The organism is Streptomyces sp. CA-142005, from assembly GCF_050942335.1.
GTDB lineage: Bacteria > Actinomycetota > Actinomycetes > Streptomycetales > Streptomycetaceae > Streptomyces.
Genome location: NZ_CP192078.1, coordinates 628,799 through 641,811, shown reverse-complemented (window position 1 = coordinate 641,811; position 13,013 = coordinate 628,799). Strand labels below are relative to the sequence as shown.

Genomic DNA, 13,013 nt, shown 5'->3' with positions numbered 1-13,013 from the left:
ACCGTCGCCGAGGCACTCGACCGCTTCGCGGCTACATCGCGACGGCTACTTCGCGTCCTCCAACGCGAAGTCCTTCCGGGTGACCCGGTCCTCGTGCACCACGACCCGCTGCGTGAGCGCCCTGTGGCCGTCCGCCGTGACGCGGAGGGTGTGGCCGCCTGCGCCGGCCGCGAACAGGGTGTAGAGGCCGTCGCCGACGGCCGGGTCCTCGGGTGTGGCCACGGTGACCGCGGCGCTGTCCGGGGCCGAGGCGTCGGCGACCTTCGCGCCGACGATCGCCTCGCCGGTACGGACGTCCTGGACCGTGCCCACGGTCAGCCCGCCCGGGACCGGCTCCAGCGTCCGGTTCTGCACGCTCACGTCGTCGATCGCCCAGAAGTACGCCCAGTTCGCGACGAAGTGGAAGCGCAGCCGTACGGACGGCTGTCCGGCGTACTGCCGCAGCGGGACCCTCACGGTGAGGTGGTCGGCCTCGCCGCTCGACTTGGGGCCGCCCCACACGTTCTGCCAGGTGGCGCCGTCGTCGGTGCTGGCATCAACGGTCATGTGCTGCTGGCTGGTGTTGGTGATGTAGTTGGTCTTGAACGTCAGCTCGCCCGACTGGGCGTCGGACAGGTCGTAGGCGGGACTGACCAGTGAGGTGTCCTGGTGCGGTCCGAAGGGCCCGTTGTCACTTGCGGCGACCGCGAACGACCCGCTGCCACCAGTGGTGTTGCCCAGCTGGATCGGGTCGTCGAACTGCCAGCCGTTGTCGCTGTCGGCCGCGCTCGTCACCGTCCAGCCCTCGGGCGCGGCGGTGGCGGAGGCGAAGTCCTCGGCGCGCTCGGTGGTGCGGAGGTCGTAGCCGACGGCGGTGGCCGCGTCCGGGTCGGCGGTCAGCGTCGAGTCGGCGGTCACGTCCTTGCCGCCCACCGTCACCTTGCGGGCGACCGCCTCGTAACCGGGGAGGGCGGCCGTGATGTCCAGGGTGTAACCCGCGTGCTTCGGGAGGGAGATGTCGTAGTCGCCGGTCACCGGGTCGGTCCACACCGGCGCCTCCGGTGAGCCGTCCACCGCGATCCGGGCGTACAGCGGCCAACCGTGCCCCGAGCCGTCTCGCACGGTCCCGCGCACATGCGTGCGGGGCAGCGCAGTGAGCCCGAAGTCGCGGGTCACCGTCTTGCCGTCCTCGATCTCCAGGGTGACCGGTGTCGTGGTGGCGTAACCGAAGGCCGTGACGGTGAGCCCGCTCACCTCACCGGCGGGCAGGTTCAGCGCGTAGGTGCCGTCGGCGCGGGTCGTGGCCACGTCGAGTCCGGAACCCACCGTGGCGCCGGCGACGGGCCTGCCGGTCCTGGTGTTCGTCACCTTGCCGGACAAAGTGCCGCTCGGGCCGCTGCGGAAGGCCGCAAGGCCGCCCGGGGTGCCCAGACCGGTGGGGCCGTCGTAGCCGGTACCGGCCGTGCACAGGTAGGCGGTGGCGCAGGTGCCGTTGGACCCGGAGGTGATGTCGTTCAGTCCGGCGCCGCCCGCCGCGTACGGATACGCGTTGGGGTAGGTGCCCGGGCGCGGGGAGCCGGCCAGTGCGTAGACGCCGGCGATCACCGGAGTGGACGCGCTGGTGCCGCCGTAGCGCTGCCAGCCGGTGCCGAGCGAGCCGAACGTCGAGTAGACGGCAACGTTGTCAGCGACCGCCGACACGTCCGCGACACTGCGTCCCTGGCAGCCGGTGTCCTTCTGGAAGGCGGGCTTGGGCTGGTACGACGCGCAGCCCGAGCCGGGCCCGTAGGAGTTCCGCTTCCACACGGTCTCGTCCCAGCCGCGCGGACTGGCCGGGTCGGCGACCAGATTCGTGCCGCCGACCGCCGTCACGGTGGAGAGGGTGGCCGGGAACGCGACGCCGTAGCCGTTGTCCCCGCTCGCCGCGACGATCGCGACGCCGGGATGGTCGTAGGAGGAGCCGTAGGTCGGCGCGTCGGAGGCGTAATCACCCGAGCGGCCATAGGAGTTGGAGACGTACTTCGCACCCAGTGCGACCGCCTCGTCCACACCGGCCGCGAGCCGGTCGAGTCCGTCGTTGTCGGTCTCCACGAGCAGGATGTGCGCCTGCGGGGCGACCGCGGAGACCATGTCGAGGTCGAGGGCGATCTCACCGGCCCACATGTCGTTCGTCGTGGGGTAGTCGCTGCCGCCGCGCTGGTCGACCTTCTTGAAGCAGCCGTTGGCCGTGGTGCAGGGCGGCAGACCGTACTGGGCGCGGTAAACAGCCAGGTCCGCCTCGGCGTTGGGGTTGTCGTAGGCGTCCACGATGGCGATGGTCTGCCCCGCGCCCCCGTCGGCAGGGAGGCTGTAGGCGCTCTGGAGGTCCTGCGGACCCAGCCCCGGCGGCGTCTGTGCCGCGGCCAGCCGGAGCAGCGGGGACTGGCCGGCGGAGCGCATGGCGTAGCACGACGCGTGTCCCTTGGCGGGGGTGCCGCACACGGGAGTCAGGTCGGTAGCACGGTCCTCGGTGCCGGAAGCGGTGTCGAGGCGGGTCGTCGTGGTGGCGGCCGAGGCGTCCGGAGCCGGCGCGGCATACGCGGGCGTCTGGATGCCCAGGAGGGCGAGGGCGGTCAGCCCCAGGGCGGCGGCACCGCGCCGGAGCGGCGTGGCCACGGATATTCGCTCTCTTCGGAGCGGGGATTCCTTCACTGCATACCCATCGTGACGGGCCCTCGGTATCGGGCCGGTGAAGAGGAAGCTTGCGCGCAAGAACGCGTCCGCATAATTAGCCGGTTCGGAATGACGGACTGTCAATACCCCCTTCGTTACACGTTCATTTCCTGGAAAGGGCCGGTGCGGTCCGGGGTTCTCACTTGTGCAGAATCACGTAGTGGCAGCGCAGGAGGGGTGCCCGGCCGTTGACTTCGCGCCCACAATGGTTGGATCCGGCCGAACTTGCGGGCCGATGCCCGACAGGGCGGCGGCAATTGAATTCCGACGCCCGCCGTCATCTCTTTACGCAGCCGGTGAGTTCGGAAATTGCGGTGCGCGTCGGCCGCCATTTTCGTCCCGCCGAGGCTGTGACGGGTTCAGCGGTGGCGCAGGCGGCGGAGGCCGGCAGCGCGCGGCGAGGAGCCCGACCGGGCTCTCGTCGGGGCGCGGCGCCGGGACCGGGCCGGCTGGAATCGCCTCGGCGGTGGCCGATGACAAACCTCCCATCGGCCCGGTGGGGGACATGGTCCAGCCGCGTTCACGGGTCGCACCCGCGGTACCCCAGGAGTCGGAGTGGTCAGTGCACCCGCACTGCGGTGAGCACACCGTCGCCCAGCTGGTGGAGCTGTACGTCGAACGCGCGGTCACCGGAGAGCAGTTCCCGGAAGGGGACCACCTGCTCCCGGTGACTCACGGCGTTGTCGACGGCCACCACCCCGTGCGGCTTCAGTACCCGACGCAGCTGTGGCCAGTACTCCACGTAGGCGGGCCGCTCGGCGTCGAGCACGAGCAGGTCGACCGAGGCGTCGGGCGTCCTGGCCAGGACATCGGCACCGTCCCCGTGCACCACCTCGACGTGGTCGCGCACCCCGGCCCGCTCCACGTTCCGGAGCGCCGCGGCGACCCGGTTCTCGTCGATCTCCACGGTCGTCAGCAGGCCGCCGGTGTCGCGGACCGCGTCGGCGAACCAGATCGCCGAGTAGCCGTTGGAGGTTCCGATCTCCAGCACCGAGCCGGCGCGCTGGACACGGATCAGCAGGGCGATCAGCTGGGCCGCCTCGGGAGTCATGTTGCGCAGCCGCAGCAGGCGGTCGGCCAACGGGCCGTCGTGCGCCCGCCCTTCCTGGTAGAGGTCGTCCAGAACACGCGCGAGCTGCGGATCCACGGAGGCTCCCGTCGTCGGATGGTTTGTCGTCGCCAGCACGCCTGGCCTTGATCCGTGCACACGGTATTCGGCCGATGCCGTCCGGCTGGGCGCCATGGTTCGCCCGGCGGCAAGGGACAAGGTGTTGACCTTGCCGATGCCGGACGCTCTCGCCGGTTTCGGCAGCGGGAGGGGGACCGGTCGGTTCCGGCTTCGTGGCTGCCGGCGTTGTGGACGCACCATGGCTGCGATGCGGCGGCGATCGGGTCACGCATCGGATGAGCGAGGCGACCACGCGGCGGCTGGACAGGAGGCTGGCCGTATGGGGAGAGACGGGGAGTGGAGCACAGTCGGCATGGAGCCGGTGCCGATGCGGAGTTCGCTTGGACGGGGCGGCGTCGCCGGGTGCCTGTGGAACGGCTGTCTTGCCGTACTGGTGCTCGCTCTGCTGGCCGTGAGCGGTGTGTGGCTGTGGTTGTCGCTGGCTCCCCGCCACTGGGAACACGAGGCCCGCGACCAGATGGAAAAGCAGGTGGCGGAGACCAGGGCCCGGCTGGCGGACTCGGCGGCTGACGGGGTTCTGCTCGGCACAGAGATCGATCGCGACGTACACACCGCGCCGATGGCGGGTCACGTTCACGTACGACGGCAGGGCGGAACCGTGACCGTGACCGCGCTGCTCGTGGGCTTCGGGCCCGGTCTCATGGGCCCAACGCAGACAACGGGCTGCTACCGGTTCCACGTCGTCCCGCCCCGCGTCACCGCCGCACGCATCTCCGACGGAGCATGCGGCGGTCGGGCGCCCGCCGCCCACCGGCGTCCTGCCGAGGTCGCGGACGACGTGGTCGCCGAGGCACGTGCCACCCTCGACAAGGGCGGACTCGACGCCGTGAGAACGGCAGAGGTGTGGCGGACGCCCGGGATCGACGTGGTGCGGATGCAGTTCCCCAAGGGCCGATTGATCGTCACCGTCCGACTGCTCAACCGCACGGGCGCATCCTCCACGGCCCCTTGCTACGCCTTCCGCGTCCGGCAGGATCCGCCCTCGGTCACGGCGCAGAAGCTGGCACCGAGCCACTGCGACTGAGGCGGTGGCCAGGCGGGCCGGGGGCGAGGCCGCGCGACCGCGACCGGCTGCGCGAGCGGAGAGACGACCCTGGTCGGCCCTCACTGCCCCCTGCCTTCGATCGTGCTGTCACTGCCTGCCCTGCGTCGACTCGACCGAGTCCGGACGTCTACGCTCGGTGCCCGGCGTGGCAATGATCGCGCCGGACGGGCTCGAACGGGGGACAAGCGGTGCGCGCGGGATGGATCAGACTGTGGCGGTGGACGGCGTGGGGCGGGATCGGGCTGAGCCTGTACGCGGGCTGGCTGACGGTCGACGACGTACGGGACCGCGCTTCCAGCGAGCGCGACATCGGCGCGGCGTGTGATGGGCTCGTGCCCGGGGCCGAGGTGATGGACCTGCAGGGTGGCATGGTCCGGGCGAAGGGCAGCGACTACGACCGGCTCGATGTGCGGCAACTGCCCGATTCGTGCGCCGTCTACAAGGTGCCCGGCCCCGGCAAGACCACGAGCCTGTTCACGCTGGTGGTGCGGGGCAGCGCCCCCGCCAAACCATTGAACTGGATCGGTGACGACAGCCGGCTCGAGCCGTTCTACGACAGTTACGGCATGGAGGGCAGCCAGAAGCGCGACGTCACCGCTGTCGCCGACCGGCGCCCCGAAGCACAACCCGTGGGCGACGGCACCCTCGGCTGGTACGGCAACCGGTACACCACCGTCCGCGCCGAGTGCGGACCGGGCAGTAGCGCGACGGCCCCTGAACTGCTGCACGTCACCGCCCGCGCCGACTACGACGACGTCTCGGCGGCGGACCGCCAGCGCCTCGCCCGCATTGCGCGCTCAGCCACCAAGGTGCTCGCCGACCGGATCGGGTGTAGGACCCGACTTCCCGCGCTGCCCGGACGCCAGTTGGCGCAGGCACCGTCGGTTCTGCGCCCGGCGCGGGCGGCGGGAGGTTCGTGCCGCTGGTTTGCCCGGCACATCAAGGAACAGGGGCAAGGCCGGCTGCCCGACCGGGCCCTCGCCGTGTCAGTGCGCGAGGCGAACCCCGTCGAGAGCTGTCTTCTGGCGGTCAGCCCGGACCAGGTGAGCCGTATCGCCGTCGGCCTGCACGGCGACAAGCGCGAGTTCGCCCGCAGTGCACTGACCCACTCGCCATGGTGGCTGCGCACCGCTTCCTACTTCGGTACGGAGGCACGGACAGTGGGATACGACGGCATCGTCGACGAGGAAAAGATCATAAAGAGGGGAACGGCCGGGCACACGAGCGGCGGTTGGTGGGCTTCGTCCATCTGCGACGGCAAGCCCGCCCTGCACACCCTCAGTTCCAGCTACACCTACGACGAGGTGCTCGACTCCCGAACCCTGTCCGCCCTCTTCCACGCGTACGTCGGCACCATCACGAAGCAGCGCGGCTGCAGCCACGTGGCCTACCCGGAGGCCGGAGACTTCCGCGTCTCCTGACGGGGATCGGCTGGGCCAGGCTCCTTCGGTGGCTGTGGCATGAACCAGTGGTTCACGGTGCAGGATTTCAGTTGCTGTGAGTCCCTTGTGCGCGGCGTACTTCGGAGGCATTCTCACTGATCGGTGCATGTCAGGAACAAGCCGTTCCGGCAAGTCTCACGGGCCCCCACCCCGTTGGGCCTTCCGCTTCCCAAGAGGAGGATCAGTGAGAACCAAGCGCACCCGACTGCTCGCCGTCGCCGCAGGTCTCGTCGCCGCCACCCTGGCGGGAGCACCCACCGCCGGTGCCGCCGGCACGGCATCTCACGGCGCGGCGCAGCTGGCCCGCGTTTCGGACAACATCGCCCGGGCCGGTGTCGACGGCACCGCGTGGTACGTGGACCAGGCGTCCGGACGCGTGGTCGTCACCGCCGACAGCACGGTCACCAAGGCGGGCATCGCCCGCATCGAGAAGGCCGCCGGCGGCGACGCGGGCACCGTGCAGGTCCGCCACGCCAACGGCGTCTTCCGGCCGCTGCTGGGCGCAGGCGACGCCATCTACGGCGGCCAGTACCGCTGTTCGCTCGGTTTCAACGTGGTCAGCGGCAGCACGTACTACTTCCTCACCGCCGGCCACTGCGGCAAGGTCGCCAAGACCTGGTACACCAACCAGGCCCACACCACCCTCATCGGCCCGACCATCGGCTACGACTTCCCCGGCAACGACTACGCCCTGGTCCGCTACGACAACACCGCCCTGAGCCACCCCGGCGGCTACAGTGCGGCGAACGCCTACGTCGGCGAGAACGTCAAACGCACCGGCTCCACGTCCGGCACCCACAGCGGCACGGTCACCGCGCTCAACGTCAGCGTCCGCTACCAGGGCGGCGGCACGGTCAGCGGCATGATCCAGACCACTGTCTGTGCCGAACCAGGCGACTCCGGCGGCCCCCTCTACGACGGGACCAAGGCACTGGGCATCACCTCCGGCGGCAGCGGCGACTGCACCACCGGCGGCACGACGTTCTACCAGCCGGTGCCCGAGGCGCTGAGCGCCTACGGCGTCAGCATCTACTAGAGACCACCGCGCCGGCATCCACCGGCCACCACCGGAATTCACGGGACACCCCGTGGGCACGACCGTCGAGCCGCCCCGTCGTGAGAGCAGAACGCGCCCGGGCGGCTCGAGGGTTGAAGGCCGAACGGCCGAAAGGCGCCCGCGCGGGAGCGGGCGAGGATCACCACGTGAAGACCGGGCCCCGTGTGCCGGCGCCCAGGCAGAGTTGATCCACACTTGACCTCAAGTGTGGTTCGGTTTCTAGGTTCGTGGTCATCGGCAGCAGCCAACAAAGGAGGCAGTTCCCATGACCGCGACCGCCGTTCCCGAGACCTACCGAAACGCTGTCGTCGCCCACATCATGGTCGACGGCGCCGCGGACGCGATCGACTTCTACGCCCGAGCATTCGGTGCCGAAGAGCTGTTCCGTCTCGACGCCCCGGACGGACGCATCGTGCACGCCGAGATCAGGACCCAGGGCTCCATCATCATGCTGGGCGACGCCGAGGGACCACTCTTCAGGGCACCGACCGATATCGGCGGCACCACCGTGGGCCTGCACGTCTTCGTCGAAGACGTCGACGCGCTCGCGCGACGGGCCGCCGCGGCCGGCGCGGAAGTCCTGCAGCCACCGGCCGACCAGTTCCATGGCGATCGCACGACCATCGTGAAGGACCCCTACGGCCACGTCTGGATCTTCCTCACACACCTGGAGGACCTGACGCCGGACGAGGTGGCCCGCCGCGCCCGGGAACGCTTCCTCTGAACGATGATCCGAACGGGTCGCCGTCGACCCTTCGGCGCGCCCGGCCGGGTCAGCCGCCGAGCGTGACCGGGCCGAGGCCCGGCGGCAGGTGGCGCACGGCGAGGGCCACGGCCTCGTGCGCTGTGGCGAACTGCCCGAGGTCCTCACCCATGAAACCCCTGCCCACTCCGTAGGTGCCGTCGCTGTTCGCGGTCAGGCACGGGCCGACGACGGTCAGATGCGGGCGGGTGGTGGTGGAGAAGCGCAGCGCCCAGTGGCTCGTGAACGGGTAGAGGGCGCGCAGCACCGGCTCGGCGTACGCCGCCTCGATCAAAGCTTGGTACGTCTCATGCCAGACGTACTCCAGTTCGCTCGCCTCCTGCCGCATGCGCTGCCACTCGGATTCCGCCAGGCGCGCGGGATCGTTGTCGGGCACCTCGAACCGGCCGGTCAGGTGCACGAAGGGTGCCGCCCGGCGGATGTCGTTCAGGGGCGCTCCGTCGTGCCACGCCCGGGCCGCCTTGGCGACCTCCGCCAGGTTCGTCCGTCCTGCCGTCGACGAGGGCCAGGCCCTGGAAAGGGTCCGTGCCGCGGATCGACCACCGTCGTTCGTACGACCATGCGCTGATCTCCAGCGGTGCGCGATGCCGCAGGGTGCTTGCGACGGTCGCGTGGAGCAGGGGAGCGGAGCCCGAGGACGTGACGGGACGACACCGAGGCAGCCGTCCGTCTCGGTCCGGAGCGCTGCGGCAAGGCTGCCGCAGGCTGCGACGTCGGGGTAGAGGACGGCGGGATCAGGTGGTGTGGGCGTGGCGCCTGATTGTGCCCGAGCCGCTGGTTCCCGGGGCGGACGGATGGTTCCCTCAGGCTCGCCATGCCCCCCGGTGACCTTGGTTTTCCTCGGCCGCGCTTGCCTGCCACCCGCGGATCCGGACAGCCTGCGCCTGGTCGAGTCCCTCACCGACCGCAGCGAGACATCCTCCGTTTCCTCGCCGGCGGTCTGTCCAACGCCGCCATCGCCTTCGAGCTGGGGCTGACCGAGGGCACCGTCAACGGACACGTCAGCCAGGTCATGGAGCGCCTCGGAGCCACCAACCGCGTGGAGGCCGCACGGGTCGCCTTTCGGGCGGGGCTTTGAGGACGGCACCGCCGGCGCCGAAAGGCCGGTGACACCGGCGATCGCTCCGGGCCGGACTGTGCAACTCGGGCCGTGCGTTTGGCCGTTCGGGCCTTCCTGCGCCTGCCGAGTCGAGGGCGTCAACGGCGCCCTGGAAGAGGCAACCTGACGGCACGGCACAACCCTTTGGCAGGCGCGGCGGTCACACCATGTAGGAGCAACCACCTCCAACAGTCGCAAGGGGGAAATATGCGATTTGCTCGTTCTGCCGTGGCTGCCACCGCAGTGGCGGCCCTGTCGGTGGGGGCCGCGACGGCCTTGGCGTCACCCGCCTCAGCCGCGGCCAACACCACCCCGCAGAGGGTCTGCGGAAGCGGCTACAAGACCGTCAACTCGGCGCCCGTCGGCTCACTGGGCACCGTCTATCTGACGTACAACTCCACGAACGGCAAGAACTGCGTCGCGACCATCCGCAGCAACCCGGGTACCGCCGTGGCCATGTCCGCATGGATCTACGTCTCCGACACCGACCAGGGTGACGAGGACTACGGGCAGTACACGTCGTACGCGGGGCCGACCTATGTCTACGGCAAGGCCCACTGCGTCGACTGGGGCGGCAACATCAGCAACGTGTACGTGCAGGTGACCGGCTCCAACTGCGGTGCCCTGAAGGAAAGCCGGGTCACCTTCACTCGCTGACCGCCTTCGTGACCGGCGCAAGGCCCACGCCCAGCACATCGCGTGCGTAGCGACCCGGTCCGACGCGTCCTGTCGGAACAGGCATGGTTCCGGCAGGACGCGACGGCGATGCTGTGTATACGGCTACTGGGAATGCGACAGCGCCCTGCGCAGGTGCCTGCGGGAGCTGACCCCGAGTTTGGTGAAGACGTTGCCGAGGTGCCACTCCACCGTGCGCGGGCTGATGAAGAGCTGAGCGGCGATCTCGGCGTTGGTGTTGCCGTCCTTGGCCAGCCTGGCGATCTGGGACTCCTGGCTGGTGAGTTCGTCCAGAGCGCCGACCGTCCGCTTCCGTACGGTCTCCCCGGTGGCCAGAAGCTCCCTGCGGGTCCGTTCGGCGAAGCCGTCGGCCCCCATGCGGCTGAACACCTCGTAGGCGGGAGCCAGCTGTCTACGGCTTTCCTGGCGGCGGTTGCGGCGGCGCAGCCACTCGCCGTACAGCAGACGGGCGCGGGCCAGGGGGACGGTGATCCGGCAGTGAGCGAGGTGTTCGACCGCCTCCTGGTAGAGCGCGTCGGCGGCCTGGTCGTCGCTCAGCAGGGCACGTGAGCAGGCCTGGATGCCCAAGGCCCATGCGGTTCCGCTGGCGCGGGTGTGTTCGGTGAGCATGTCCAGCGGCGCCGCGGCGATCTCCGGCTGGTTGCTGCGTGCGGCCGCCTCGATCAGCTCGGTCAGGGCCCAGCCGAAGAAGCCCAGGTCCTCGTACCGGCATGCGCGCAGCGCGGCCGGCAGCGCGGCATCGTAGCGGCCGAGGCCGTTGTACAGCAGCGCCGTGGCGTACTCGGCGAGGGCGAGGGACCGTCCCTCTCCCCGGGAGCGCACTTCTTCGACGGTGGTGCCGATGAGGTCCAGCGCCTGGGATTCCCGGCCCCGCCAGGCGGCGAGCACAAGCGACGTGTACATCATGGGTACGCCGCCCGCCGCTTCCGAGATCGCCGTGGCCTCGTCGATCAGAGCCGCCGCGCCGTCGAGTTCGCCGGCATGCACCTGGAAGCACGCCTGGTAGCTCAGCGCCATCGGCAGGACGGCGAGTGCCCCCGCTTCGCGGGTGAGGGTGACCGCGCGGGTCGCCAGTTCGTACCAGGCGTCGTCGTCCCATAGTTCCGTGGCAAGGGGATCCGGTGTCATGCGGCACGCCAGCCACAGCCAGCGCATGTCCGCGTCGGGCGCGGCGGGCTTGTCTTCCTGTTGGGCGGCATGCTGGGCGCGCCGCAGCGCGTGGACGCCGGCAGGGTAGCCGTCGATGATCCGGGTGACGATGCTGTCGAGGAGGATGTCGACGGTCCGCGGCGGTGTCGGCGGTGGTGGTCCGGCGCGGGCCGCCTCGGCCACCTCCCGCTGTCCGGGTCCTTCGCTCAGACGGCCGGCGAAGATCGCCGCGCCGGCCGCTTCCAGCAGGGTGTCACGGGCGAGGGCGGCGTCGAGAGGCGCCAGCCGGTGTGCGGCGTCGAGCAGGAGCCGAGGCGCCTGGCTGCCGCGTACCTGGGAGAACACCAGCCGGGCTCGCAGCCGTTCGAGTTGAGCGCGCTGCAGGTCGTCGAGGGGGCCGGCCTCCGCGACCGCGAGCAGGTTGCGGGCCTGGTCGGCTCCGCCGGCGTCGATGTGGGCCTGAGCGGCGGCCAGGGCGCGGGTGACACGGCGTGCGGGATCTGGGGTCAGTTCCGCTGCGGCTTGCAGGAAGGAGGCTTGCGCGGCGGCTCCTCCTCTTACCTGGGCTCGGCCGGCCGAGCGCTCCAGGTCGAGGGCGATGCTCTCGTCGGGACCGCTGGCGGCGTGAGCGCGATGCCATGCCCTGCGATCGGGATCAAGGTCGGGATCGGTGGCTTCGGCGAGTGCTCGGTGCGCCGCCCGGTGGTCCGGCGCGGACGTCCCGTGGTAGATGGCCGACCGCACCAGGGGGTGGCGGAACCGCACTCTGGTGCCGAACTCGACAAGTCCAGCGGTCTCGCCGGGTGCCGCGGCGTCGGGCGGTATCTCCAGCAGGCCGGCCGCGCGCCGCAGCAGACTCGCGTCTCCAGTCGGCTCGGCCGCAGCGGTCAGCAGGAGCCGCCGACTGTCCTGGGGGAGTGACCGGTACCGCTGGTAAAAGGCGTTCTCCAGGCGGCTCGCCAGGGGGCGGCTGCTGGAGAGCCAGAAACCGCCCGCCAGCTCCGCAGGCGTACGTGGCAGATGCAGCAGGGCCATGGGGTTGCCGTGGGCCTCGGCCACGATCCGGTCCCGTACCAGCGGGTCGAGCGGCGCACGGACGGCCGAGGCCAGCAGAGCCCGGGCGTCGGGCTCGCTGAGCCCCCCGACGATCAGCTCCGGCAGTCCGCCCAGCTCATGATCGCCTGCGGAATCCCGCAGGGCGAAGATCAGAGCCACCGGTTCGGCCATCAACCGCCTGGCGGCAAACGCCAGCACCTGCCGGGACCCTTGATCGAGCCACTGCGCGTCATCGACGAGACAGACCAGGGGCCGTTCCCCGGCGGCGCCGGCCAGCAGACCGAGTACGGCCAGTCCCATCAGGAACCGGTTCGGCGCCTGGCCTTCCTGCAGCGCGAACGCGACGGAGAGGGCATCGCGCTGCGGTGCGGGCAGATGCCGGAGCCGGCCGAGCAAGGGCGCGCAGAGCTGATGAAGGCTCGCGAAGGGGAGCTCCATCTCCGATTCGATACCTGCGACGCGGACGGTACGGAACCCGACGGCTCTGCGCTCTGTGCAGTCCAGCAACGCGGTTTTGCCGATACCCGCCTCACCGCGGAGGACCAGGACGGCGCTGCTGCCTGATCGCGCTTGGGCCAGCGCCCTCTCCAGCGCGGCCAGCTCACGTTCCCGACCGCGCACCCCGACCTGCGGATCTCTGACAGGCACGCTCATGGTCAACTTCCGGGACTGCATTCAGACCATATTTGGATTTCCTATTTTAACGCATTTGATAATTATTCATTTGATATCGCGATAAATGTTCCTTTGGTGCAGCGTGGTCCGACTCATTTCACTCGGCGGGCGATGTCTCTCCGCTTGCGTGCGGAGCGGCGCCGGGCGGAGG

General features: G+C 70.3%; 10 protein-coding genes. 6 read left to right on the top strand and 4 right to left on the bottom strand.

Features of this window, described 5'->3' with window-relative positions:
• Positions 1–45: 45 nt before the first annotated feature.
• Both ACQPXS_RS03375 and ACQPXS_RS03370 read right to left on the bottom strand, forming a co-directional pair.
• Complete coding sequence (locus ACQPXS_RS03375) at positions 46–2,634, bottom strand: carboxypeptidase regulatory-like domain-containing protein (protein ID WP_433446744.1); 2,589 nt, start codon at positions 2,632–2,634, stop codon at positions 46–48.
• Positions 2,635–3,250: 616 nt separating this feature from the next.
• Positions 3,251–3,838 (bottom strand): O-methyltransferase, encoded by a 588-nt coding sequence (locus ACQPXS_RS03370; protein WP_433446742.1) that lies wholly within the window; start codon positions 3,836–3,838, stop codon positions 3,251–3,253.
• 349 nt (positions 3,839–4,187) lie between these two features.
• Here ACQPXS_RS03370 and ACQPXS_RS03365 point away from each other — a divergent pair, with 349 nt between their 5' ends.
• The 4 genes from ACQPXS_RS03365 (at position 4,188) to ACQPXS_RS03350 (ending at position 8,148) form a co-directional block, all read left to right on the top strand.
• On the top strand, positions 4,188–4,904 hold the full coding sequence (locus tag ACQPXS_RS03365) for a hypothetical protein (RefSeq protein ID WP_433446740.1): 717 nt from the start codon (positions 4,188–4,190) through the stop codon (positions 4,902–4,904).
• A 209-nt stretch (positions 4,905–5,113) separates the two neighbouring features.
• Positions 5,114–6,346: a hypothetical protein gene (locus tag ACQPXS_RS03360; RefSeq protein ID WP_433446738.1), complete on the top strand. Its 1,233-nt coding sequence runs from the start codon at positions 5,114–5,116 to the stop codon at positions 6,344–6,346.
• A gap of 205 nt (positions 6,347–6,551) precedes the next feature.
• A complete protein-coding gene (locus ACQPXS_RS03355; RefSeq protein WP_365331426.1) occupies positions 6,552–7,403 on the top strand; it encodes a S1 family peptidase in 852 nt (283 codons plus the stop codon).
• Positions 7,404–7,689: 286 nt separating this feature from the next.
• On the top strand, positions 7,690–8,148 hold the full coding sequence (locus tag ACQPXS_RS03350; RefSeq protein ID WP_433446736.1) for a VOC family protein: 459 nt from the start codon (positions 7,690–7,692) through the stop codon (positions 8,146–8,148).
• A gap of 49 nt (positions 8,149–8,197) precedes the next feature.
• Here ACQPXS_RS03350 and ACQPXS_RS03345 read toward each other — a convergent pair whose 3' ends face one another.
• Positions 8,198–8,587: a DUF6193 family natural product biosynthesis protein gene (locus ACQPXS_RS03345; RefSeq protein WP_433446734.1), complete on the bottom strand. Its 390-nt coding sequence runs from the start codon at positions 8,585–8,587 to the stop codon at positions 8,198–8,200.
• A gap of 414 nt (positions 8,588–9,001) precedes the next feature.
• Between ACQPXS_RS03345 and ACQPXS_RS03340 the strand changes: the two genes are divergently transcribed.
• Together ACQPXS_RS03340 and ACQPXS_RS03335 are read left to right on the top strand one after the other, a co-directional pair.
• Positions 9,002–9,265, top strand: a complete 264-nt coding sequence (locus ACQPXS_RS03340) for a response regulator transcription factor (RefSeq protein ID WP_433446729.1) — start codon at positions 9,002–9,004, stop codon at positions 9,263–9,265.
• 228 nt (positions 9,266–9,493) lie between these two features.
• Complete coding sequence (locus tag ACQPXS_RS03335; protein ID WP_365331418.1) at positions 9,494–9,943, top strand: spore-associated protein; 450 nt, start codon at positions 9,494–9,496, stop codon at positions 9,941–9,943.
• A 123-nt stretch (positions 9,944–10,066) separates the two neighbouring features.
• On the opposite strand, the gene ACQPXS_RS03330 is transcribed toward ACQPXS_RS03335, so the two are convergent.
• Positions 10,067–12,841, bottom strand: coding sequence for an ATP-binding protein (locus tag ACQPXS_RS03330; protein ID WP_433446727.1), 2,775 nt, complete (start codon positions 12,839–12,841; stop codon positions 10,067–10,069).
• Positions 12,842–13,013: the final 172 nt, after the last annotated feature.